Below are 25536 nucleotides of genomic sequence, written 5' to 3'. Positions count from 1 at the left end.
CGCCCCAGGCTCAATAGTAGTACTGGTAGCGCAGGCCGACGGCCAGGGTGTCGTCCGGCCGCTGGTCACGCCACAGCAACTGCAGGTGCAGGGCCTGGTTGCGCGACAGGCGCAAGTTCTGCTGCAGGTCCACGCGTGTGCGGGTCTGGCCGTTGGCGAACTGATCCACGCCCGCCTCCCATACGGCCGTCAGCTTGCCGCCCCCCAGCAGCAGCCCGCCGCGCGCGCCGATCGCGGGCTGCAACGGGTCCTCGAACCCGTGGTTGTGCTCCAGGCGGCCGGTGAACAGGCCGTAGACGCGATTGTCCGCCCACAAGGTCCGCGTGGCTCCCACGCCACCGTTGACCTGAGCCACGCGATGCTCACGGCCGCCGGCCCATTGCCGCTCCACGCCGGTGTTCACGGCCCAGGACAGGGGCTTGAAGAAGCGATCACGCGGACTCAGCGACAGGATGTCGACCAGGTCCAGGCGATTGATGTCCACCTCGCCGTCGTCCTCGACACGCAGTTCGAGGTTGCCGATGTTGATCTGCGCCCCGGCGGGAAAGCCAGCACGGTTCTCCGGCAGGCTGTGCAGCGACATCCGCAGGCCCAGGGTCAGGTAGTCCTGGCGCTCCTCGCGCCAGACGCCCGCCGACAGGCGACGGCTGCCGTGGCTCATGTCCGGTGACGCGGCGGGCTCGACCGGGGCCTGGGTCTGCGCCAGTTCCGGCGCGTGGGCCTGCATGGCCTGCAACAGCCGGAAGCTGCGTTGTGCGATCTCCGGATCGCGCTCCTCACCGGTCTGCTTGTAGCGCAGGTACTTGTAGGCAGCTTCGATCAGGCGTGCGCGCAGGACCGGGTCCAGCGCGCGCAGTTCGGCGGAATCCAGGCGCTCCGGGTGCGCGCTCACCTGGATGACCAGCGGATACAGCTCCGGCGGCATGTCGTCCAGGCGCTGCTTGAGCACCGTGCCCTGCGCCGGCCGGAAATGCTTGTCGCGCACCAGGCCTGCATCCTGCACGGCGCGCACGGTGTCGATCGGAATGGCCGTCAGCGGAAACCCGCTGGTAAGGTCCAGGCCCGGGCGGGCGACCTCAAGCAGTTCCAGGATGCGATAGGAGCAATTCTCGTCGAAGAAGTAGTACGCGAAATTGATCTTGCGCAGTTCCCACAGATGCTCGACCAGGCGCCCGGTTTCCTCGGCGCTCAGGTTGAGCGGATACTCCCAGATGTCACGGTTTTCACCGTGGTTGTACTCGCGGATTTTCTTGTAGTACTGGTCCACCTCGAACTGGCCGCGATATCCGCCGGTCAGGCCGCGGAAGGCGTAGAACAGGCTGTTGTCGCCCGGGTCCACCAGGGCTCCGAAGTTGGCGGCGAAGGACAGGTATTCGGCACCGCCGTCGGCGGCGCCCGAGTCCAGCCGCAACAGGGTGTGGCCGAACATCGAAGAAGGACTGTTCAGGTAATACGAGGGGAATACCAGCACCGCCTGCGTCGCCTGCACCAGCGAGCGGAACTCCCGGTATTCGGCGCAGTCGGGCTGCGGCAACTCGCCCAGCGCCAGTTCACGGCGCAGCCAGGCCAGGCGGGCGACGAAACGGCATTGCGCGTGCTCGTTACCCAGCTCGGCGGGCGCGGTGAAGGCCTCCAGTGTGGCCTGCAGTTCCGCGCGCGGGTTGGAGTCACCGTCAGCCGCCAGGAAGAAACGGGAATCGTCCGCCTGGCTGCTCCAGCTTCCGGGCCACTTGCCCGGCTTGTAGTGGACCAGCTTGCGCCATTCGTTGCGCTGCCACAGCTCAAGCGCCTGGGCCTGGGCCCAGGCGTCATCTGCCGCACGTGCAGGCGACACCGGCAGGAACAGGAGAACGATCAGGAGAGGAACAAGCGTCAGGTGGCGCATTGCATCAGGCGTTCAAAGAAAAGGCCCGGCATCCTGCGATACCGGGCCCATGCCGATCATGGGACAGCCGCCCGGAGGCGGCCGTCACAGGGATCAGATGACGTACTTCGACAGCGTGGCGTCGGACTTCATCAGCGACTCGAGGCTGGCGGTGACTTCGTCGGCCGTCACATTCTCGCTCGGGAACAGGACGGAGAAGTTGTTGTGAGCCAGCGCAGCGAAGGCCGCGCGGTCTTCCTTGGAGACGCCGTAGGCAACGGCGACGGCATTGAGCGCCTCGCCCTGGCCCACCGCCACGTCAGCGGAGAATTCGTCGAACATCGCGCCGACCATCTCCTTGCCGCCGTAGGTCAGCTTGCCGTCGACCGAGCAGCCGTTGGTGCCGGTGGTCATGCCGAAGGTGGCATTACCCGAGGTACCGTTGGTGGTGGACGCCAGGAAGTGCGGGGCGAAGCCCGACTGCCCCTTGAACAACATGTTGCCCCAGCCGCAATTCGGGCCGCCCGGGGCCTCCGCGAAAGCAGACGACGACGCAACGACAAGAATCGCACCCAGAACCAGCTTCTTCATGATTTTGATCTCCCTCAGTGGGTTATACCGGCTCGGACCTGAATAAGGGCCGCAGCGGATATTAGAACTGTCACAAACATAACCGCAAGGCGAGGCCGCCGGGACCAAGTGACGGGCATCACAGCGCGCATCCATGGCCGGACAGCAGACGCAAAAAGCCCGTGGCCGGACGGCCACGGGCTTTGGATGCTTCCTGCTACCGCCAAACCAGGGCGCGATGCGCCCTGGAAGCTGGATTAATCCAGCTTCTCGGCGATACGGGCGGCGCGGCCCGACAGGTTGCGCAGGTAGTACAGCTTGGCGCGGCGCACGTCACCGCGGCGCTTCACCACGATGTCGGCAACCTGCGGGCTGTAGGTCTGGAACACGCGCTCCACGCCTTCGCCGTGGCTGGTCTTGCGCACGGTGAACGCGGAGTGCAGGCCGCGGCTCTTGATGGCGATGACGACGCCTTCGAAAGCCTGCAGACGCTCGCGGTCGCCTTCCTTCACCTTCACCTTGACCTCGACCGTGTCGCCAGGACCAAAGTCCGGGACCGTCTTGGTCATCTGCTCCGCTTCGACCGCAGCAATGATCTTGTTCGCATTCATCGTCAGCTACCTCACTTATGTTCGCTGTTCCGAGATGAATTCCCGCAACAGCACCTCTAGATTCTTGTCCAGCTCCAGCCCGTCCAGCAGGTCGGGCCGCTTGAGCCAGGTCTGCCCCAGCGCCTGCTTCAACCGCCACCGCGCCACCTTGGCGTGGTCCCCCCCCAGCAGCACGTCCGGCACCCGCTCCCCGCGCCACTCTTCGGGCCGCGTGTAGTGCGGATGGTCCAGCAGGCCGCTGGAGAAGGAGTCGGCAGCCGCCGAACCCTCGTGCCCCAGCACCCCGGGCAGCAGCCGCGCGATCGCGTCCACCACCACCATCGCCGCCAGCTCGCCACCGGACATCACGAAATCGCCCAGCGACAACTCGAAATCCACTTCCGAGCGGATCAGGCGCTCGTCGAGCCCCTCGTACCGCCCGCACAGCAACACCAGCCCCGCTTCCTGCGACAGGCGCTCCGCCCATCGCTGGTCGAAACGCTCGCCCTGCGGCGACAGGTACACCACCCTCGCCGCCTCCGTCGATGCCTTGGCATCGCGGATCGCGTTGGCCAGCGGCTCGGCTTCCATCACCATGCCGGGACCGCCGCCGTAAGGCCGGTCATCGACCTTGCGCCACTTGTTCGTGCTGTAGTCGCGCAGGTTGCGCGTCGCCAGCTGCAGCTTTCCCCGGTCCACCGCGATCCGCGGCATGCCGTGCTGCGTGACCTGCTCCACCCATTCGGGGAACAGCGTCAGGACTTCAATTTTCATCGTAGTCCGGATGCCAGTCGCAGACGATGCGGCCCGCTTCCAGATCCACCTCCTTGACGATGTGCTCCTTGACGAAAGGAATCATCCGTTCCTTGTCGCCGTCCCGCAGCACCATCACATCCTGGGCGCCGTTGCTGGTCATGTCCTCGACCTGCCCGAGCGCTACGCCCAGGGTGCTTTCCACCTTCACGCCGAGCAGGTCGAACCAGTAGTACTGCCCCTTGGGCAGCCTCGGCATCGCCTCCCGATCCACCTGGATTTCCGCTCCCATCAGCCCTGCGGCGATGTCGCGATCCGTGATCGGCTGCCCGTCCGCCCCACTGATGTAGACCACCAGGGAACGCGCGTGCGTGTGAGTCTCCAGCACTTTGGCCTCGAATCCCGCATCGTGGGCAATCCACCAGCGGCGGTACTCGAAAATGTTCTCGATGGGTCGGGTAAGGGACCAGACCTTGATCCCGCCCCTCACACCGTGAACCCCGGCGACGCGGCCCAGCGTCACCCGGCGTGCCGTCATGGCCTTAGGCGGCCTTGGCGGCCGACTTCAGCAGGAACGCAACGCGGTCGGAGGTCTGCGCACCGTTCTTCTGGTAATGCGCGACACGGCCGAGGTCAACGACGAGCTTCTGCTCGGCGCCGCTGGCGTTCGGGTTGTAGTGGCCCAGGCGCTCGATGAAGCGGCCGTCACGGGCGCTGCTCTTCTCGGTCGCCACGACGTGGTAGAACGGGCGCTTCTTCGCGCCGGCACGGGCAAGACGGATGGTTACCATGCTCGAATCTTCCAATAAAAATTGAACGGCCCGGGACCTCCCGAGCCGTTTGAGGGCGCGTATTGTATCGATTTCCTCACAAAATTCCAGTTTTCCCGTAACTTGCGAGCGACGGGGGCGGAATTGCGCCCGCCAGCAGCGCCGCGCCCTTAGTTATTGATTATATTACGAAGGTATCGGCCGATCCGGGGGAACCGATCAAAACCTCCCACCTGGCCTTTTCTGGCAAGCCCTGCGCTCTCGCCCTGTCCGGGCGCCGCCATGGCGGGCGATGCCCAGCACCTCTGCGGAAAATCCCGGATGAACACCGAAGCTGGAAACACCCCGACCGACTGCCTGATCGTGGACGCCGACCCCGTCAGTCGACGCCTGGCCGGGCTGCTGCTGGCGCGCCTGGGCTACCCCTCGCCCGCGCTGGCCGAGACGGTACAGGAGGCCCCTGCCACCCTGCAGGGCCTGGTTTTGGCCGGGACCGACGATCGCGCCGAGGGCATTGCCACCCTGCGCTCCCGGATCGACCCGGCCCGGCGCGCGCGGACGCGGCTGGTGGCCGTGCTCGCCGCCCCTTCGGAAGAAGCCCGGCAGGCCTGCCTGCGGGCGGGCGCCGACGCCGTGCTGGCCAAACCGCTGGCACTGGCGGAGTTGGCGGCGCTGCTGGCACCCGCGGCGAAGGCTGGCGACTTCAATGCCGAAGCCTGGGCCGAACTGCTGGAGATGTTCGGTGCCGACGGCGCCGCCCAACTGGTCGCCGCCCTGATCGATGACCTTCCGGTCCAGCAGCAGCGCATGGCTGACGCCCTGCGCGACCAGGACCTGATCGCGTTGAAGCGTATTGCCCACGCGCTGCGCGGCGTCAGTCTGCAACTCGGCGCCGAGTCCCTGGCAGAGCTCTGCACGCAGACCGAGGCCGCCGCCGCCGCGGGCCAGGCCAGTGTCGCCACCGAACTCGGAGCCCGCCTGATCGGGCGCCATGAAGCCCTTGCGGAGCGACTGCGCCATGAAACAGCCCGCCGCTGAACCCTCTGCTGCACGGATGCCTCCGCTGGCGGGGGCTTTGATCGCCCTCACGCTGCTGGCGAGCCTGCTGATGGCTGCCCAGACCGCACGCATCATCCACCAGCACCAGCAGCAGCGCTTCGATTCGGAGGTGCAGCTGATCGAGTCGTCCATCGGCAGGCGCATGAACGCCTACACACAGATCATGCGCGGCGGGCGCGGCATGATCGAGGCTTCCACGCATGTCAGTCGTGACGATTGGCGCGCGTATGTGGAGCCACTGCAACTCTACAAGAACTACCCCGGCATCCGTGCGATGACCTTCGTGCCCAGGCTTTCGCCGGACGAAGTGGATGCCTTCGTCGCCGGTGTGCGCCAGGAGCCGACGGCGCGCTTCACCAATCCGCTGATCCTGAGCGAATTCAAGCTGCGCGCACCGCCACCGCCGATCAAGCCGGTGGATCCTCCTTTCCATGCGCCGGTCTACTACAGCGAGCCGCTGACAGCCGAGAGTGAACGAGGTATCGGCATCGACATGATGCGGGACGCCGACCGCGGCGCTGCTCTTCAAGCGGCGGTCGCGGCGGGTGACGCGGTCCTGGCGCCGCGCGTGCGCCTGCTCAGCCTCACTGAAACGCGGGTGGGCTTCATCGCTTATGTGCCGATCTTCAAGGAGGGACGGCACTTCGGCTGGATCTCGGCAACGTTCCATGCGCAGGCATTCATGCAGGGATTGCTGGGAGGCGACAGCAGCAGCCTGGCCTTCGAAGTCTTCGACGGAAACTCCGCCGATCTCAACGACATGCTTTACTCATCCGCCGGCGTCAAGGCGGACGGAGACCCGCTGCCGCTGTCGTCCGACTCGCAGTCCGACTTCGAAGCCTTCCGCACCGTAAAGATGCCGGGCCGCGAATGGACGGTGCACTTGCGCAGCAAGCCGGGATTCGCCACGCCGAGCGAACAGGCCATACCCTGGCTGGTCGCCCTCGGCGGTCTGATGGCCAGCCTGCTGCTCTACGTCTTTGCCCGCGGCGGCGCGCGCTGGCGGGCCCAGGCGGCGGCACTCGAACGAGCCCAGGCCGCGGTCGAAGCCGCGACACAAGCCAAGAGCGACTTCCTGGCCAACATGAGCCATGAAATCCGGACGCCGCTGAATGCCATTCTCGGCACCGCAGAACTGCTGGGCGACACCACGCTGGATGCCTCCCAGCGGCAAAGCCTGGACACCATCACCCAAAGCGGCGATCACCTGCTGGGTGTCATCGACGACATCCTCGACTTCACCAAGGTCGAGGCCGGCATGCTGGAGCTGGACGAGCAGGTCTTCGAACTGCGCCGCGTGGTGGAAGAGGCGCTGGAGCTGGTGGGCACGCGCACCGCGCAGAAGGGCCTGGACCTGGGCTGCGAATTCGCGCCCGGCACGCCCGAGATGCTGAAGGCCGACCGCGGCCGCATGCGCCAGATCCTGGCGAACTACCTGTCCAACGCGGTCAAGTTCACCGAACAGGGCGAGATCGCCGTCACGGTCCATGCCGTGGAGGTGGAGCCCCAGCGGCATCGCATCCACGTCAGCGTGCGCGACACCGGCATCGGCATCCCGCCCGATCGCCTGGATCGCCTGTTCAAGACCTTCAGCCAGGTGGATGCCTCCACCACCCGCCGTTATGGCGGCAGCGGCTTGGGCCTTGCGATCTGCAAGCGCCTGGCCGAACTGATGGGCGGCGGCGTGAGCGTGGAAAGCCACGCAGGCCAGGGCTCGGTGTTCTCGTTCAGCTTCATGGCCAGCAGCGATCCGGCCTGGCGGGCGCCGCCCCCAGCCGACGCCAGCCGCCTGAAAGGCAAGCGCTTGCTGATCGTCGACGACAACGACACCAACCGCCGCATCCTGCGCGCCGCGGCGCAGGAGTGGGACATGCAGGTCACCGATACGGCCTCGCCGCAGGAGGCGCTGACGCTGATCGGCGGAGGGGCACGCTTCGACTCCGCGATCATCGATTTCCTGATGCCGGAGATGGACGGCGCCGCGCTTGCAGCCACGCTGCGCCGTGATTTCGGCAACGCCTGCCCCCGGCTGATGCTGCTCAGCAGCGTGCGCCAAAGCTCGCAGTCGCAGCCGGTCTTCGACCTTGTCCGCTACAAGCCGCTGCGCCGCGCGGGCCTGCTCGACGCCTTGCTGGAGCTGATGTCGCCTGGAGACGCGGCCAGGACTGCAAGCACCGCCACCTCGCGGCCGGCGAGGTCGGCCACGGCGCTGCGCATCCTGGTGGTAGAGGATACGCCGCTGAACCAGCAGGTTGCGCTGCGCATGCTGGAGTCGCTGGGCTATCGCGCCGATCTGGCCGAGAACGGCCTCCTGGCCGTCGAAGCGGTGCAGCAGCGTGACTACGACCTGCTGCTGATGGACATGCAGATGCCGGTGATGGATGGGCTGGAGGCGACACGCCGGATCCGGGCACTGGAGAACCGGCCGCAGCCGCAGATTTTCGCCATGAGCGCCAGTGTGCTCGATCACGAGCGCCAGGCCTGCCTCGACGCCGGCATGAATCGGCATCTGGCCAAGCCCCTGCGCCGGAACGAACTGGAAAAGGCACTCCAGGAAGCGGCGGGCAACGCGTCTTGAGCACCGGAATGATTCGGCCCGAGGCGCGACCGCCCAGCCTGCTTCGGCGCATGGCGGGCCTGCTGCATGTCCTCCTGCTGTCCCTGCTGCTGGTGCCGGCGATCGCGCAGGCAGGACCGGTCATCCTCGACGACAGCCTGGATTCAGCATCGATCTCGCTGACAGGTCATCTCGAGGCGTTCCATGACGCCAGCGGGCAATTGACGCAACCGCAAGTCGCCTCGCCGGAAACCTCGGCCCGGTTCCAACCGGTGGAAGGCGACTTCAACGGCGGCTTCACGCCGCACGGGGCCTGGTGGATCCGTTTCCAGATCGCGGCGGCGCCCGGCTCCGCCGACGGCTGGTGGCTGCAGTTGGGAGTGCCTTATGTCGACTACGTCGATATCTGGTTGCCCGAGAGCAACAGCGGTGGCCGCGCAGTGCTGCGCCACCGGGCACTCGGCGGGATGCGCCCCGTCTCGGCCAGGGACCTGCCCTGGTCGGTACCCGTGCTGCGCCTGGGGGCGCTACCAGAAGAGGGACCACACTGGGTCTGGATCCGACTCGCCGGAGAGCGCTCACTCAACCTGACCGGCAGCGTGTCGAAGCTGGATACCCTGACCCACAACCTGCAGGGCGTGGTCGTCAGGGTGGCCGCGGTCGTGGGCATGACCTTGCTGATGGCACTGGTATGCCTGGCACTGGGCGTGTCCCTGCCCGACCGCAAATTTCTTTGGTACTCGGCGTATCTCGGAGGCACGGCGCTGCTGTTCGCCTGCTCGGAGAACCTGGTCGCGGTGTTGCTGCTGCCCGAACAGCCTTTGTTCGCCGTGCGCATCCATCATGTCGCGGTAGGCCTGGGCCTGCTGACCTCCATCCTGTTCGCCCACAGCGTGCTCGACATGCGCGAGCAGTTTCCGCGCCTGTCCAAGGCATTCCTGGCGCTGGCCGCCCTCGCGGCGATGGCCTGCATCGTGGCGATGGGCGGCTACTACGGCATCATCGGGCCGGCGGTGAGCCTGACGCGGCTGGCGCTGGCGCTGGTCATCGTCGCGCTGTGCATCGTGCTGATACGCCGCAGCCAGCCCGGCGCCTGGCTCTACTTCGTCGGGTACTCGGCCTATGGCCTGGTCGGCATGCTGCATTTCGCCAAGAATCTCGACTGGCTGCCCTTCACCCGGTTCACGCAGTACAGCTACCTGTTTGGCGTGATCATCCATATGTTCGCGATCTTCATGAGCCTGGGCATCAACGTACGCCTGCGGGAGCGTCGCGCCATCGCACTGGAGCATTCGCAACGGGACGCCGAACTGGCGAACCGTGCCAAGAGCGATTTCCTGGCCAACATGAGCCACGAGATCCGCACACCGCTCAATGCGATCCTCGGCACCGCGGAGCTGATCAACGATACGCCGCTGACCCGCGAGCAGCGCGAGAGCCTGCACACCATCCAGCAGAGCGGCGACCACCTGTTGGGCGTGATCGATGACATCCTCGACTTCAGCAAGGTCGAGTCCGGCATGCTCGAACTGGAAGACGCCGTGTTCGACCTGCGTCGCGTGGTCGAAGAATCCATGGAACTGGTCGGGCACAAGGCGGCACAGAAGCGGCTTGAGCTTGCCTGCGATTTCCAGCCAGGCACACCGGACATGGCGCGTGGCGACGCCGCGCGCGTACGCCAGATCCTGGTCAACTACCTGTCCAACGCCATCAAGTTCACCGAGCGAGGTGATGTCTCCGTCACCATCACCTCGGAGACACTCGAAGCAGGACGCCACCGTTTCCACATCGCGGTGCGCGATACCGGCATCGGCATACCGGCCGAGCGGCTGGGACGCCTGTTCAAGTCCTTCAGCCAGGTCGATGCCTCGACCACGCGCCGCTACGGCGGCAGCGGTCTGGGCCTGGCGATCTGCAAGCGGCTCGCCGAACTGATGGGAGGCGGGGTAACGGTCGAAAGCGCGCCCGGCCAAGGCTCGACTTTCGCCTTCAGCTTCGTTGCCGCCACCGATCCGGCATGGCAGCCACCGCAAAGGCCCGGCCTGGAGGCGCTGGCGGGCAAGCGGTTGCTGATCGTCGACGACAGCAGCACCAATCGGCGCATCCTGCGCAGGACGGCCGAGGACTGGGGCATGCATGTCACCGACACCGCTTCGCCGCGAGAAGCGCTGGGCCTGGTCGAGCGCGGCGAGCCCTTCGATCTGGCGGCACTCGACGAACTCATGCCGGAGATGGATGGCATTGCGCTGGCGGCGGCGATACGGCGCCAGCGAGACCCTGCCTCACTACCCCTGCTGCTGCTCAGCAGTGCGCGCCAGTCCGGCAGCGACTTGGCCGACTTCAACCTGGTACGCATCAAGCCGCTGCGCCGCAGCGGGCTCCTCGACGCGTTTCTCGAACTGCTGGCACCGGCGCGGGCTGACATCCCGGCGCCGGAACAGGACCTGCCCGGAACCTTTGCCCCCGCGCTGCGAATCCTGCTCGCGGAGGACAATCCGATCAATCGCCAGGTCGGAACGCGGATGCTCGAGTCGCTGGGCTATCACGCCGACGTGGTCGAGAACGGAGCCGAGGCTGTCGAAGCACTGCAGCGAGCACACTACGATCTCGTGCTGATGGACGTTCACATGCCGGAACTGGATGGCCTAGAAGCCACCCGGCGGATTCGCGCATTGCAGGGTCGGCCGCAGCCACAGATCTTCGCGATGACCGCCAGCGCCCTCGATCACGAGCGCCAGGCCTGCCTCGACGCCGGCATGGATCGCCACCTGGCCAAGCCCTTCCGCCGCCGGGAGCTGGAGAGCATGTTGCGCGAAGTGTCTGCCAGCGCCGGCCGCCAGCCACCGCCGGCCACGCAAGCCGCGGCGAGAGTGCAGGCCGATCCTGTGGTGCTGGCACAGCTGGCGTCGGATCTCGGGGCCGAGGGGGCGGCCGGATTGATCGCCGAGATGATCAGCGCCGCAGCGGCCAGCCTGGACGCCCTGCGCGATGCCCATGCCGATGGTGACACGCAGCGCCTGGCACGCAGCGCACAGGCCCTGCAGGCCAACTGCAGCATGGTCGGCGCATCACTGTTGGCCCAGCACTGCGGGGCGCTGGCAAAGGTGCAGGACACCGCGCTTCGCGGGCCACTGCTGGAATCTGTCGCGAGCGGCTACACGGCCTTGATCGGGCAGTTGCGCGAATGGCGCGCCTGAGCGCGGCTGGCGCGCTGATCGCCCTGGCCTGCACGCCGTTGCAGGCCGCGGACTTCGCCCTGACACGCTGGTCGGAGGACCACCGCGACCTCGCCGACCGGGCGCGGCAGGCGACGCCACTCGACGCCGTCAAGCACATCTCCCTGGGCGCGGACCCCGAACGCTACCTGAGCCTCGGCGGACAGCTACGCTTGAAGGCCGTCGACTTCGACGCGCCCCTCTTCGGTCTCGGCGGCGCCGAAGCCGATGGTTACTGGTTCCAGCGCCTCAACCTGCACAGCGACTGGCACCTGGGCCCCCGGTTTCGCGTGTTCGCCGAGATCGGCGACGCCCAGGTGCATGGCAAGCAGACGCCGGCCACCGTGGCGGACTCCAATCGTAGTGACCTGCATCTGGCCTTCGCCGACCTGTCGTCGCCCGCTGCCGGCGGCAAGCTGAGCTTGCGGGTCGGCCGCCAGGAACTGGCCTTTGACGCCATGCAGCGCTTCGTCGCCCTGCGCGAGGGGCCGAACGTCAGGCGCGCCTACGATGGTGCGCGGCTGACTTGGTCTGGCGGAGCACTGGATGTCGCCGCATTCGTGACCGAACCTGTCGAGATCCGCGACGATCGGGCCTTCGACGACCGCAATAGGGACGGCACCCGCTTCTCCGGCCTGCGCGTCCGGCACGGCGTGGGCATGCCGGGCCAGCTCGATGGCTACTGGTATCGCTACGAGCGTGATGAGGCCCGCTTTGGCGGCGTCCTTGCCGATGAGCGTCGCAACGTCTTCGGCCTGCAATCCACCGGGCGCCATGGCTCGTTCGACTGGGATGTGGAAGCGGTCTACCAGACGGGCCGCTTCGGTACCGCGGACATCCGTGCCTGGGCTTTCGGCAGCGTCCTGGGCCTGCGCTTCGATACCTGGGCCTGGCAGCCGCGCCTGGCGCTGCAGGTCGATGTGGCCTCGGGAGACCGCGAGGTCGGGGACGATCGGCTCGAGACCTTCAATTCCCTGTTCCCCCGCGGGGCCTATTTTTCGCAATCAGGCCTGACGGATTTCTCCAACCTGGTGAATACCGGCCTGTTCCTGAGCGCCCGCCCCGTGCCGCAGGCTACCCTGGGCATTGGCGGCGGGCGAATGGCGCGGCAGGCCCGAGAGGACGCCGCCTATGCCCAGCCCCTGCTGCCGATGCCCGGCTCCATCAACGCAGACAGGGTCATCGGCGACTATCTGCGTCTCAATGCCAGCTATCGTTGCAACCGCCACCTCACGCTCACCACCGAAATCCTGCACTACGTCCCCTCCTCCGGCCTGCGCGCGGCAGGGGCAAGGACGGCGGACTATGCCGAATTGGTGATCAGGTTCCTGTTCTGAACCCCGCCGCTGCGTAGTACACTTGTCCGGCAATGCCCTGGCGCCCGCTTGCTTCGCGCCCGGCAATGAGGATTACATCGGAGGCACCGTGGGTACCACGGCCACAGGCACCATCATCATCGCGGACGATCACCCGCTGCTGCGCATCGCCCTGCGCCTGAGCGTGGAGCGCCTCGAACCCGGCACCCGTGTCATTGAAGTGGACTCGCTGGCGGCCCTCAAGGCCTGCCTGCCGCAGCACCCGGATACCCGGCTGGTGCTGCTGGACCTGATGATGCCCGATGTCGAGGACCTGTCCTCCCTGCAGTACCTGCGCCACGAATGGCCCCATTTGAAGGTGGCCGTCGTCTCGGGAATGGAAGACCGCTCCTGGGTCCGCTCCGTGGAGGCCCTGGGCGCCATCGCTTTCATTCCCAAGGCGACGCCGGTGGAACAGACTCAGCAGATCCTGGCAAAAGTGCTATCCGGCGGCAGCTGGTGGCCGCCGCCGGATAGCCTTCCCCCGCCACTGCCTGACTCGATCGATGCACGCATCGAGCGTCTCTCCCCCCAAGAACTGCGCATCCTGCTCTACATCAAGGATGGCCGGCTCAACAAGCAGATCGCAGACGAGCTCTCGATCCGCGAATCCACGGTGAAGACCCACATCACCGCACTATTGCGCAAGCTCGACCTGCGCAGCCGCACGCAGGCCGCCGTGCTGGCACAGCGCCTGCTTGTCGGCAGCTGAATCCGGCCGTTCCCCTACCTCATCCGGCGCCGATCATTCCTGATCGCCAGCCAGGCAAGCCCGCCGGCGCCAGCCATCGTGCCCATTAGCAGGCCCACGGTCATCCCAAGCCAGAACATGTGCATATCTCCCATGGCTCTTTCATCCTTTCTTCATATGTACGATCACCGACACGCGGCGGTCCGCGGTCAGGCAGGCCAACAGTTCCGCAAGCGGCGGCTGCGAGGGACAGGCTGACAGCGGTTCCGTGTCGCTGCGCCCCATCACTTCGATGATCCCGGGCGCAACGCCTTTGGCCGTGAAGGCCTCCGCCACCGCATGAGCTCGGTCCAGCGCACGCGATTGTTTGCGTGAATCCGAGCCGACGCGGTCGGCGTGGCCGATCACGACGACGCGATCCACTGAATCCAGCTGGCGCACCACCCGGGTCACCAGAGCCTTCAGCCGCGCCCGGTCAGCCGCGCGCAGATCGTCCAGGCTGGAACGACCAAACGGGAAAACCAGATCGTCTTCGGTCCAGCGATCTCCCCTGGCATCGCCCTCCGCCGCCTCGCCTGCGGCTCCGCCGTCGGCGGACACCGTGGACGGCTTGCCTCCCGCCAGCATCGTCCCACCCTCCGCCGCCGAGCAGGCCTCGGTCTGCCAGTGCCGGCTCCGCAGGTGGCTGCGCTCGTCGAAGCGGAGCTGGAGCTGGCACTCCAGCAGAGCGCCTTCGCCGGACGGAAGCTTGAGGATGTAGTTCCACTCCCGGACCTCGAAAAGCCCTTCGCTGAAGTGGGGATTGCCGACGAGCTGGCGCACCTGGTCCTTGCTCACGCCGGGCTGCAGAAGGCGCACCGTATCCGCTGCGACCACGATGCCATCGCTGCGATACGACGCCTCGCGCGGTGGGAACGAAACGCCGTGAGCATCCGGCGCCAGGCGCGGCGTGCTGCAACCGGCCAGTGCCATCGCCGTCACCAGGGCGGCCAACAGGCCGCCCGTCTTGCGGCACCGCTGGTGCGCCTTCCCACTGCTGTTGTCGTTCTCGAGGCTCATCTGGATATCGCCCTTGGTGTTTCCTGTGGTTCTGGAAAAGCCGGGTGCCGTTACCACAGCACACCACTGACGCCGAAACGCACCGCCGTGCCGTGCTCCGAGGTGGAGACACCCGTGGTAACGCTCCAGCGGCCGTTCTCCGCCGTTCCGCGGAAGGTCACGCCGACAGCGCCTTGGTTGACGTAGTAGCCGCTGCCCAGCGCATAGGTGATGTGCCCCGGAATGAACGGTGCCGCTTCCATGGCGATGGCCGCGGCGATGCCGGCGTTGGCCTCGTCGCGCATCTCGTCCACGGTCTGTCCGAAGTCCACGCGCAGGTCGGTGAGCTGCTGGACGTTGACGGCATCGGTCGGCGCCACGCCTGCGGCGATGTTGCGCAGCGTCGCCGGGCCGCCATTGCCGTTGGGATTGCCGAAGGTCACCGAGTTGTAGTTGATGCTGCCGTCGCCGTTGAAGTCGTAACGCACCGCACTGGCACCGAGCTGGTTGAGCTGGCCCACGTTGGCCGCATCCGTGTCCGCCGTTCCGGCCGCCACGTTGGTAATGCGCCGTTGCTGGGTGGAAGATCCCACCGAGACCGTGTTGGCCTGGTCCGCCACCGAACCGTTGCCCAGCGCCACGCTATTGTCCGCACTGGCCAAGGCGTTGTTGCCCAGAGCCGCAGCAAAGATCCCCGTGGCGCGGGCGTTGTCGCCAACAGCCGTGGTGTTGGTACCCGTCGCTTGCGCGCCGGTACCCAGCGCCACCGAGGACTGCGCCACGGCACCGGCACCGATGGCCACCGAGTTGGACTGCACGGCCCTGGCGTTCTGACCCATGGCGATGGCGCCCGCGGCCTGGGCCTGGGCACCGCTGCCGATGGCGACGGCGTGGGCGGCATTGTCCGCCACCTGGGCTCCGCTGCCGATCGCCACGGCATTGTTGGCATTGCTGCCGACGCTGGCCGAACTGGCCGCGTCTTCACCGGCACCGATGGCGACGGCGTTGTCCGCAGCGGCCGTGGCATTCACGCCGATAGCACTGGAGTTGGCACCGCTGGCCGTATTGCCGGAACCCACCGCCGCACTGCCCGCACCGCTAGCCGCGTTGTCCACGCCCATCGCAGTAGCGCCGTCGGCGCTGGCGTCGTTACGTACGCCGCAGTTGGCGGAATCAGAACCGCCGCCGGGCCCACAGAACGCCAAAGCCTCGTCGGCGCGAGCCAGCGCGGTGCTGGCCGTCGTCTGCGCCGCGTTGGCAGCGTTCTGAACCACGGTCACGCGGTTATCCACCTCGATGACGTTGCTCTCGACGGTGTCGAGACGATCGCCCATCTCGCTCACATCGCCGGATATTGCCGCGACATCCGCTTCCACCGAGCCCACGCGAATGTCGAGCGAGCTGATGTCCGCGGTGTTCTGCGCGATATCCGCTTCCGCGGCATCCACACGCGAATCCAGCACACCGATCGCTGCCGTGTTGGCTTCAATGTCCGCCGTATTCTGGGCAGTGGCGGATTCAAGTGCGGAAATATCCGCGCTGTTCTGCGTGGTGGCCGCTTGCAGCGATTGGATATCCGCGGTGTTCTGGGCCGTAGCGACCTCGTTGGCGCCCAGGCGCGTATCCAGATCGCCGATCTGCTGCTCCACCGCGTCCACCCGCCCGTTCACCGTGGCGATATCCGCCTCCGCGGCACCCACACGGCCGTCGACCCCGGCGATGGCCGCAGCGTTGGCGGCGATACCGGCATCCGCCGCGTCGGCGCGTGTGCTCAGGCCATCGATGGCGGACTCGTTGGTGCTGACACGATCACCCAGGGCGACGATATCCGCCGTATTCTGGGCAACGCCAGACTCGACCGCGCCCATGCGGCCATCCAGTGCCGCGATGCGAGCGGTGTTCTGCGCAACATTCTGGTTGGTGGCATGGAGCTGCGCGCCGTTGACCGCATCGCTACTGTCGGCGGCCAAGTTACCGGCCGCGACGCGGGTGATGCGGGTAGCACCGCTGGCGCCCTGCAGGGTCAGCGTGTTGCGGTTGGCATCGTCATAAGCAACCGCCAGCGGATTGCCGATGGCAGCCAGCCCCTCGAGCGCCCCGAAGGCATCGCCGACATTGCTGTAGGCGTTACCGCCGATGCTGTAGCTCGGCGCCCGGATGCTGCCATCTGCATTGACCGCGGCGCCGCCCCCAAGGGCTTGCGCCAGGCCTGCCGCGCTGCTGGTGTTGGCGGTGACGCGGCCGTCCAGGTTGACGATGCTGGACTCTGCCGAGCCCAGCCGCGTGTCAAGACCGGCAATATCAGTCGTGTGCTGGCTGAGGGTGTCCTCCGCCGTATCGACGCGCCCCTCCAGGTCGCCGATGTCGGTTTCCGTGGCGGTGACGCGATCACCGAGCGAAGTGACGTCGGTCTGCAGGCCAGCGATGTCGGTCTCGGCTGTGTCCAGACGCGTGCCGAGACCGGCAATGTCGGTGCTGTGCTGGGTGAGCGTGCCTTCCGTGGAGCTGACGCGGCCATCCAGGGCAGTCAGGTCATCCTCGGTCGCGGCCACGCGGGTGTCGAGCGCGCCGATCTGCGTGGTATGTGCACCCACCGTGGTCTGCAGGCCACCAATGTCCGTCTGCAGGATGCCGATGTCGGTCTCCGCCGTACCGACACGGCCATCCAGGGCGGTCAGGTCATCCTCGGTGGCGGTCACGCGGGTGTCGAGCGCGCCGATCTGCGTGGTATGCATACCCACAGTGGTCTGCAGGCCGCCGACGTCCATCTGCAGCGTGGCGATGTCGGTCTCCGCCGTACCGACGCGGCCATTCAGGACGGTCAGGTCATCCTCGGTGGCGGCCACGCGGGTGTCGAGTGCACCGATCTGCGTGGTGTGCGCTCCCACCGTGGTCTGCAGGCCGCCGATGTCCATCTGCAGCGTGCCGATATCCGTCTCGGTGGCATCGATACGGCCATCCAGACTTGCGATATCGCTGCTGTTCTGGGACACGTTCTGGTTGGTGTCGAAGAGCTGCCCGGCATTGACCGCGTCCGTGCTGCCCACGGCCAGTGTGCCGGCCGTCAGGTTGGTGATGCGGGTTTCGCCGCTGGCACCCTGCAGGCTGATGCTGTTGCGGCTGGCGTCATCGTAGGACACGCCCAGCACACCGCCGGCACCCGCCAGGCTTTCAAGGGCCTCCACCACCGCCCCGACATTGTCATAGTTGGCGCCGCCCACGTTGTAGGTGGGAGCGGCAATGCTGCCGTCCGGGTTCACCGACGCACCGCCACCCAGGGCCTGGGCCAGGCCGCCGATACCGGCCGTGTGCTGCCCTACCGTGGTCTGCAGGGCACTGACGTTGCTCTCCGTCGTGGTCACGCGGCCACCCAAGGTGGTCACATCACCCTCGACCGTGGTGACACGATTCCCAAGCGTGGTGATCCCGCCTTCGGCCGCGGTCACGCGGGTATCCAGCGCGCCGATCTGCGTGGTGTGCGTGCCCACCGTGGTCTGCAGACCGCCGACACCCGTCTGCAACGTGCCGATGTCGGCCTCCGTGGCATCGACACGACCGCCCAGGGTGGTGATGTCACCCTCGGTCGCGGACACGCGGGTATCCAGCTCGCCGATTTGGGTGGTGTGCGTACCCACCGTGGTCTGCAAGCCGCCGACGTCCGTCTGCAGCGTGCCGATGTCGGTCTCCGCGGCATCCACGCGGCCACTCAGCGTGGTGATGTCACCTTCGGTCGCGGTCACGCGGGTGTCGAGCGCGCCGATCTGCGTGGTTTGCGTTGCCACTGTGGTCTGCAGGCCGCCGACGTCCGTCTGCAGCGTGCCGATGTCGGTCTCCGCGGCATCCACGCGGCCACTCAGCGTGGTGATGTCACCCTCGGTCGCGGACACTCGGGTATCCAGCTCGCCGATTTGGGTAGTGTGCGTACCCACCGTGGTCTGCAAGCCGCCGACGTCCGTCTGCAGCGTGCCGATAGCGGTCTCCGCGGCATCCGCGCGGCCACCCAGGATGCCGATGTCACCTTCGGTCGCGGTCACGCGGGTGTCGAGGGCGCCGATCTGCGTGGTTTGCGTTGCCACTGTGGTCTGCAGGCCGCCGACGTCTGTCTGCAGCGTGCCGATGTCGGCCTCCGTGGCATCCATGCGGCCACCCAGCGTGGTGATGTCACCTTCAGTCGCGGTGACGCGCGTATCCAGCGCGCCGATCTGCGTGGTGTGCGTGCCCACCGTGGTCTGCAGACCGCCGACGTCCGTCTGCAAGGTGTCGATGTCGGCTTCCGCGGTATCCACGCGGCCGTCCAGGGCAGCAATGTCGCTGGCGTTCTGCGCCACGTCCTGGTTGGTGTCGAAGAGCTGCCCGGCATTGATCGCATCCGTGCTGCCCGCCGCCAGCGTGCCGTCCGTCAGGTTGGTGATGCGGGTCGTGCCGCTGTCGCCTTGCAGGGTGATGGTATCGCGGCTGCTGTCATCGTATGACACGCCCAGCACACTGCCGGTACCGGCCAGGGCCTCCAGTGCTTCCACCGCGGCACCTACGGTGTCGTAGTCATTGCCGGCGACGTTATAGATGGGAGCGTTGATGCTGCCATCCGGGTTCACCGAGGCACCGCCTCCGAGGGCCTTCGTCAGCCCGCCGATCCCGGTGGTGTTCTGGGCAACGGTGGTCTGCAGCGAGCTGATACCCGCCTCTGCCGTATCCACGCGGCCGCCCAGCACAGAGATCCCGCCCTCGGTCGTGGTCACTCGGGTATCCAGCGCGCCGATCTGCGTGGTGTGCGTGCCCACCGTGCCCTGCAGGCTGCCCAGGTTCGTCTGCAGCGTGCCGATATCGGTCTCGACAGCGTTCACGCGTTCACCGAGCGTGGTGATGCCACCCTCGGCCGTCGTGACGCGAGTGTCGAGCGCACCGATCTGCGTGGTGTGCGTGCCGACCGTCGTCTGCAAGCTGCCGACGTCCGTCTGTAGCGTGCTGATGTCGGTCTCCGTGGCATCCACGCGGCCGCCCAGGGCGGTGATGTCACCCTCGGTCGCGGTCATGCGGGTATCCAGCGCGCCAATCTGCGTGGTGTGCGTACCTACCATCGTCTGCAGACTGCCGACGTCCGTCTGCATCGTGCCGATGTCGGTCTCCGTGGCATCCACGCGACCGTCCAGCGCGGCAATATCACTGGCGTTCTGCGCCACGTCCTGATTGGTGTCGAACAGCTGACCGGCATTGACCGCATCCGTGCTGCCCGCTGCGAGAGTACCGGCCGCCAGGCTGGTGATGCGGGTGCTGCCGCTGTCACCCTGCAAGGTGATGGTGTCGCGGCTGGTATCGTCGTACGAAACACCCAGCGCACTGCCCGTGCCGACGATGGCTTCCAGCGCTTCGATCGCGCCATTGACATTGCTGTAGCTGTTGCCGGCCACGTTGTAGGTCGGTGCCACAAAGCTGCCATCCGCATTCACCGCCGCGCCACCACCGAGCGCGCTGCTCAGCGTCAGGCTCAGCCCGCGCAGCTGGCTGCCATTGACCGCGTCGGTGCTGCCTGCGGAAAGAGAGCCGGCGCCGACATTGACGATGCGTCGCTGATTGGTGGAAGAACCCACCGAGACCGTATTGCCCACGTCGGCCACCGAATTCAGGCCCAGCGCGACGCTGCCCGCCGCCGTCGTCGAGGCATTGGTGCCGAGGGCAATCGCATCGGTCCCGGCTGCCGCTACCGCCGCATTGCGGCCGATGGCGATGCCGCTGATGGCGCCGGCAGCCACGCGTGCACCGCTGTCTTCGTCGTCGGAATTACCCATGGCCAACGAGTAATCCGCGGCCGCCTCGCTGTGCGCACCCACGGCGGTGCCATAGGCACCCGAGGCCCTGCTGCTGAAGCCCATCGCGGAGGAGTTCAGCCCGCTGGCGACGTTGTCGTATCCCATCGCAGAGCTGCGATCGCCGCTCGCGTTGTTCTCGTAACCGAAAGCACTGCTGGCCAGCCCCGTCGCGTCGTTCTCGTTGCCGAAGGCGCTGCTGTTGGAGCCACTCGCGGTGTTGTCGCGGCCGAAGGCACTGCTCTCGCCGCCGGACGCGTTGTTTCCGAGGCCGATCGCGACGTCGTCATCATCCCCAGCCTGGTTGTCCGTACCGAGGGCGATGGCGGAATTGCCCTCGGCGGTGTTCCGCGTGCCGATAGCGATGGATTCGTCGCCCTCCGCGACCGAGCCCTGGCCGAACGCCGTGGAGAAGTCGCCGATGGCGCTGACCCCGCTGCCGATCGCGATGCTGCCATCGCCTTCGGCGGTGGCAGCAATTCCATTGACGGTCAGCCCGCCATAGCCATCGGCGGTGAGCTCGCTCGTACCGATCGCCAGCGAACTGATGCCCTGGGCCCTGCTGTAGCTACCGATCGCCGTGCTCCATTCCCCTTCGGCGCTGTTGTACTTGCCGAAAGCGGAACTATTGCCGCCCGCAGTCTCGTTGAAGAGTCCGAAGGCGGCACTTTCCCTGCCCGAGACAATGTTGAAGGCACCGAAGGCGCTGCTGAACAGATTCGTAGCGCTGTTGCCTCGGCCCATGGCGGAACTGCCCATGCCCGACGCCAGGTTGCCGGAGCCGACCGCGGTGCTGTCGCTGGCCGATGCGGCGCTGCCGGCACCGACCGCGGTGCTGCCAGTAGCTGCGGCGTTGGAGTTGACGCCCAGGGCCGTGGCCGAGGCGGCCGAGGCGGTGGCGTTGGAGCCTAGGCTGACGGCATTGATGGCATTGGCCGCGACGGAGGCATTGCGGCCGATGGCCACGCTGTTGGCGGCTCCAGCGCCGACACGTGCTCCGGCGGCTGCGCTGTCGGAGTTGCCTATGGCTACCGAATCCGAGCCGGCGGCATTGCTATAGGTACCGATGGCAGTGCTGCGGATACCGCTGGCGGCGCTTGCGGAACCGATCGCCATCGCGTTGACGCCAGTCGCAGCTACCGCCGCGTTGTTGCCGATAGCAATACCGTTGGTCGCGCCCGCGGTAACGCGAGCTCCTGTCGCCGTCGTAGCCGCCCCGCCGATGGCGACTGAATCCTGCGCCGCAGCCGTGCTCGACATGCCCATCGCCGTGCCGCGCAGGCCGCTGGCCGTGTTGCCGGCGCCCACCGCCGTGCTGAACTGGCCGGAGGCCGCGTTGCTGCGGCCAAAGGCACTGGCGCCCGTCTCCGTCGCCTGGTTGTTGCTGCCCATGGCCGTGCTGTTGGTGCCCGAGGCCACGTTGGCGGGCCCGCAGGTAATGGAGCCGGCGCCGGTGCCCGGACCGCAGTCGTCCGCTGCCGCGATGGCGGCGTTCATCTGTGTGAGATTAACTGCGTCCGTGCCCGCGGTGGCGGCGGCGACGTTGACGATGCGGCGCTGCGCCGTGCTGCTACCGACGGAGACCGTGTTGGCGGCATTGGCGACGGAGCCCTGGCCAAGCGCGACACTGTTGGCTGCCGTCGCGGAAGCCGAGACGCCCAGCGCCATGCTGCTGACGCCGGCTGCAGCGACATTGGCGTCACGGCCGAGCGCAATGCCGTTGGTGGCGCCGGCGGCGATACGGGCGCCGGTGGCCGCATCGACGGAGTTGCCGATGGCCAACGAGTAGTCGGCAGCCGCCTGGCTGTAGGCGCCTACCGCCGAGCTGTTGACGCCCGATGCGGTGCTGGTGAAGCCCATGGCCGAAGCATTCACACCGCTGGCGACGTTGCGCGCGCCGAGTGCGCTGGCGCCGGCGGCCGAAGCGGTGTTGTCGCTGCCCAGGGCGCTGCTGACGAGTGCCGAGGCGATGTTGGAATAGCCAACGGCCACGCTCTGGGAGCCCGAGGCCACAGCTTCGCTGCCAACAGCGGTGCTGGTGCTCGCGGAAGCCCGGGTGGCGTAGCCCAGGGCGATGGCATTGGTGGCATTATTCGCCACGGCCGCATCGGGGCCGATAGCGACGCTATTGGTGGCGCCGGTGCCGACACGCGCGCCGTTGGCTGCGGCGGCCGCGTTGCCGATGGCGACCGAGTTCTGTGCTGCGGCGCTGCTGTTGGTGCCGATCGCCGTGCTGCGCGCGCCGCTCGCGGTGGCGGCGGAACCCATGGCGATCCCATTGACTCCGGCTGCCGCCACCGTCGCATTGCGACCGATGGCGATGCCGTTGGTGGCGCCGGCGGCGACCGTGGTGCCGGCCTCCGCATCCAGCGCCGAGCCGATGACGATGGAATGATCGGCGTTCGCGTTGGCGTTGGCACCAACCGCCACGCTGTAGTTGCCTACTGCCAGGCCCTGGTAGCCGAAGGCGCTGCTGGCGGTACCGCTTGCCACGTTCTGATGACCCAAGGCGCTGCTGTCGATGCCGCTGGCTTCGTTGTCGAAGCCGATGGCGCTGCTGTCTTCGCCGGTAGCCTGGTTGCGCACACCGATCGCACTGCTGTCGTTGCCTGCGGCATAGTTGCCGCTGCCGATCGCGACGGCATCCTCTTCCGCCGCCTCGTTGTTCAAGCCGATGGCAATGGCCTCATCCAGGTTGGCCAGGTTGCCCAGGCCCAAGGCAAGGCTCGACTCGCCATAGGCCTGGTTGAGCAGGCCGATCGCGATGCTGGAGTCGCCGTAGGCGCCGTTCTGCGTACCGAAAGCCAGGGCGTTGACGCCCGAGTAGATGAACTCTTCCGTTTCCTCGTCAAAGGTGTAGGACCCCGCGAAGCTCTGGTTGCCGATCGCAATGCCGCCGTCGGCAAAGGCCATCGCCACATTGCCGAAGCTGATCGCGCTATCACCGACCGCGCCCGACAGGCTACCGATCGCGATACTTCCCACCCCCCCACTGATTGCGCCGAATCCGCCGCCATACGCCTGGCCCGAAGACATGCCGATCGCCAGCGAACGGCCGCCATAGGCCTGGGAATAGGCACCCATCGCCACGCTATCAGTGTTTGTGGCGGAAGTGGCGTAACCCATGGCGACGCTTCTGAGGCCTCCGGCGGTGTTGTTGGTGCCGAAGGCGGCGGCAGCTACACCTTCTGTGCGGTTGCCAAAACCGAACGCGCTGCTGTTCTGTCCGATGGTAGTGTTGTTTGCGCCCACCGCACTGCTTCTGGTGCCGGAAGCCAAGTTACTGCGCCCCACGGCGGTTCCATCGACAGCAATCGCCGAAGAACTTGCACCGACTGCCAGGGCGGTAGTCGCGTCCGCGCCGACGCTCGCATTGGTGCCGATCGCAACGCTGCTGGTGGCGCCGGCGGCGACCCGCGCGCCCGAGCCTGCGGCAGACGCATTGCCGATGGCCACAGAGTCCTGTGCGGCGGCGTTGCTGTACACGCCGATCGCCGTGCTGCGCAGGCCGCTGGCGGCGCTGGCGGAGCCGATCGCCATCGCGTTGACGCCGGTCGCTGCGACCGCCGCGTTGTTGCCGATGGCGATGCCGTTGCTGGCGCCGGCGGCGACTCTGGCGCCGGCGCCAGCCGCAGACGCATTGCCGAGCGCCATCGAATTCTCCGCGGCGGCGTTGCTGAAGTTGCCGATCGCGGTGCCGCGCAGGCCGCTGGCAGCGCTGTTGGAACCGACCGCCATCGCGTTGACCCCGGTCGCGGCCACCGCCGCGTTGCGCCCGATCGCGATGCCGTTGGTGGCACCTGCGACCACACGGGCACCGGTGGCCGTGGTATCGGAGTTGCCGATGGCCAGCGAATACTCGGCAGCTGCTACGCTGGCCGCGCCCACCGCCGTGCCACGCAAGCCGCTGGCAGTGCTGCCCGCACCCACCGCGGTGCTGAACTGACCGGAGGCTACATTGCTGCGGCCGAGGGCACTGGCGCCACTCGCCGTAGCTTGGTTGCCACTACCAACCGCCTGGCTGTTCACGCCCGAGGCGGTATTGGAGGGGCCGCAGGCCAGCGAGCCTGCACCCGTGCCGGCGACGCAGTCGTCCACCGCGGCAATGGCCGCATCGAGTTGGGCCTTGTTCACCGCATCCGTGGCCGCCGTGCCGGGCGCCACGTTGACGACGCGGCGCTTGATGGTGCCAGAGCCCACCGAAACCGTGTTTGCCGCAGTGGCGACCGAGCCCTGGCCTATCGCCACGCTGCCGGCGGCCGTGGCACTGGCGTCCGCACCCAGCGCGACGGCTTGAACGGCATTGTTGGCGACGGAGGCATTGGTGCCGATCGCGATGCCGTAGGTGGCGCCGGTGCCGACGCGGGCGCCTGAGGCAGCCGTGGCGGCATTGCCGATCGCCACCGAGTAGTCAGCGGTAGCAGTGGCACGGCTGCCGACCGACAGGCTGCGGAGCCCCGCGGCGACATTGTCGTAGCCCAGCGCCGCACTGAACATGCCGCTCGCGGCGTTGTCATCACCGATGGCAAGGCTGCTCTCCATGGATGCGCGGTTGTTCCGACCCACGGCCAGGCTCGCGAAGCCCGAAGCAATGTTGCTGACACCAAAACTGGAACTGCGCTCTGCGGTGGCCTGACTGCTGGCACCGAAAGCGCTGCTGAACACGCCGGAGGCCGTGTTGCCATAGCCGACTGCGCTGCTGGCGGCGCCGGTCGCCGAGTTGCCGCGGCCGAGCGCGCTGGCATCGGTAGTACTGGCAGTGTTGCTGTTGCCGACGGCAACGCTGCCGGCGCCGCCTGCCGCGTTGAAGAAGCCACAGCCCAGCGAGTTCGCGCCGGCACCCGTGCTGCTGCCGGAACCGCCAACGGAAAGGTCGCAGGTGGCCGACTTTGCCGGCGGCGCATAGCCCATCAGCGGCAGTGCCAGTTGCAGCGCCAAGGCCCAGGCGCCAAGGCGGACCACGCCGGGCCTTTCCACGGGTGTCGCGCCAACCATGCCGCTGCTGCCGCCGCCGCCATGGTTGCGAGCCAGCTCTGAAGCCACCACGAGGCAGTTCAGCGCGCGGCTCCAGATGATCTTGTGGATATGGTTCATTGCGCGCGCCCCTGGCATTCGTGATTTGATGCAAGGATCGGCGGCCGGCGACTTTGGCGGTATCCGCGAGTAGTCCTAGTACTTTAGTCGGAGGCACGGATGGGACGGCCCCGGCTCCGCCGAAATGCGAGGCGCAGGCGCCGCGCAGCCCCGGGAGGGCGGCGGCAATGACCGTT

At 67.2% G+C, this 25536-nt stretch carries 13 protein-coding genes; 5 read left to right on the top strand and 8 right to left on the bottom strand.

Annotation, left to right across the window (positions count from 1 at the left end; genetic code table 11):
* Positions 1-10: 10 nt before the first annotated feature.
* The 6 genes from QT386_RS18365 to rpsP all read right to left on the bottom strand — a co-directional run bounded on the left by QT386_RS18365 (position 11) and on the right by rpsP (position 4568).
* Positions 11-1885, bottom strand: coding sequence for a DUF4105 domain-containing protein (locus QT386_RS18365; RefSeq protein ID WP_289275197.1), 1875 nt, complete (start codon positions 1883-1885; stop codon positions 11-13).
* Between the two features lie 93 nt (positions 1886-1978).
* A complete protein-coding gene (locus QT386_RS18360; protein ID WP_289275196.1) occupies positions 1979-2455 on the bottom strand; it encodes a DUF3015 domain-containing protein in 477 nt (158 codons plus the stop codon).
* Between the two features lie 236 nt (positions 2456-2691).
* Positions 2692-3045 carry a 50S ribosomal protein L19 gene (gene rplS / locus QT386_RS18355; RefSeq protein WP_289275195.1) on the bottom strand — a complete coding sequence of 118 codons (354 nt, stop codon included), beginning with the start codon at positions 3043-3045 and terminating at the stop codon, positions 2692-2694.
* Positions 3046-3060: 15 nt separating this feature from the next.
* Entirely contained in the window at positions 3061-3798 is a 738-nt protein-coding gene (gene trmD, locus QT386_RS18350) for a tRNA (guanosine(37)-N1)-methyltransferase TrmD (RefSeq protein ID WP_289275194.1), read from the bottom strand.
* Positions 3788-4315, bottom strand: a complete 528-nt coding sequence (gene rimM / locus QT386_RS18345) for a ribosome maturation factor RimM (RefSeq protein ID WP_289275193.1) — start codon at positions 4313-4315, stop codon at positions 3788-3790. The genes trmD and rimM overlap by 11 nt, the downstream gene beginning before the upstream one ends.
* A gap of 4 nt (positions 4316-4319) precedes the next feature.
* Positions 4320-4568 carry a 30S ribosomal protein S16 gene (rpsP, locus tag QT386_RS18340; protein ID WP_289275192.1) on the bottom strand — a complete coding sequence of 83 codons (249 nt, stop codon included), beginning with the start codon at positions 4566-4568 and terminating at the stop codon, positions 4320-4322.
* Positions 4569-4868: 300 nt separating this feature from the next.
* Between rpsP and QT386_RS18335 the strand changes: the two genes are divergently transcribed.
* From QT386_RS18335 to QT386_RS18315, 5 genes are all read left to right on the top strand, one after another.
* On the top strand, positions 4869-5585 hold the full coding sequence (locus QT386_RS18335) for an Hpt domain-containing protein (RefSeq protein WP_289275191.1): 717 nt from the start codon (positions 4869-4871) through the stop codon (positions 5583-5585).
* Positions 5566-8184 carry a response regulator gene (locus QT386_RS18330; RefSeq protein WP_289275190.1) on the top strand — a complete coding sequence of 873 codons (2619 nt, stop codon included), beginning with the start codon at positions 5566-5568 and terminating at the stop codon, positions 8182-8184. The genes QT386_RS18335 and QT386_RS18330 overlap by 20 nt, the downstream gene beginning before the upstream one ends.
* 8 nt (positions 8185-8192) lie before the next feature.
* Positions 8193-11360: a hybrid sensor histidine kinase/response regulator gene (locus tag QT386_RS18325; protein WP_289275189.1), complete on the top strand. Its 3168-nt coding sequence runs from the start codon at positions 8193-8195 to the stop codon at positions 11358-11360.
* Entirely contained in the window at positions 11348-12715 is a 1368-nt protein-coding gene (locus QT386_RS18320) for an alginate export family protein (RefSeq protein ID WP_289275188.1), read from the top strand. The genes QT386_RS18325 and QT386_RS18320 overlap by 13 nt, the downstream gene beginning before the upstream one ends.
* Before the next feature lie 88 nt (positions 12716-12803).
* Positions 12804-13445: a response regulator transcription factor gene (locus tag QT386_RS18315; protein ID WP_289275187.1), complete on the top strand. Its 642-nt coding sequence runs from the start codon at positions 12804-12806 to the stop codon at positions 13443-13445.
* A 141-nt stretch (positions 13446-13586) separates the two neighbouring features.
* Here the strand turns inward: QT386_RS18315 and bamE are convergent, their stop codons facing one another.
* Entirely contained in the window at positions 13587-14483 is an 897-nt protein-coding gene (bamE, locus tag QT386_RS18310) for an outer membrane protein assembly factor BamE (protein ID WP_289275186.1), read from the bottom strand.
* A 50-nt stretch (positions 14484-14533) separates the two neighbouring features.
* Positions 14534-25360 (bottom strand): ESPR-type extended signal peptide-containing protein, encoded by a 10827-nt coding sequence (locus tag QT386_RS18305; RefSeq protein WP_289275185.1) that lies wholly within the window; start codon positions 25358-25360, stop codon positions 14534-14536.
* Between the last annotated feature and the right edge of the window lie 176 nt (positions 25361-25536).

It is taken from the genome of Solimonas sp. SE-A11 (assembly GCF_030345715.1).
Taxonomy (GTDB): domain Bacteria; phylum Pseudomonadota; class Gammaproteobacteria; order Nevskiales; family Nevskiaceae; genus Solimonas_A.
This window is presented reverse-complemented; position numbering and strand designations above follow the sequence as displayed.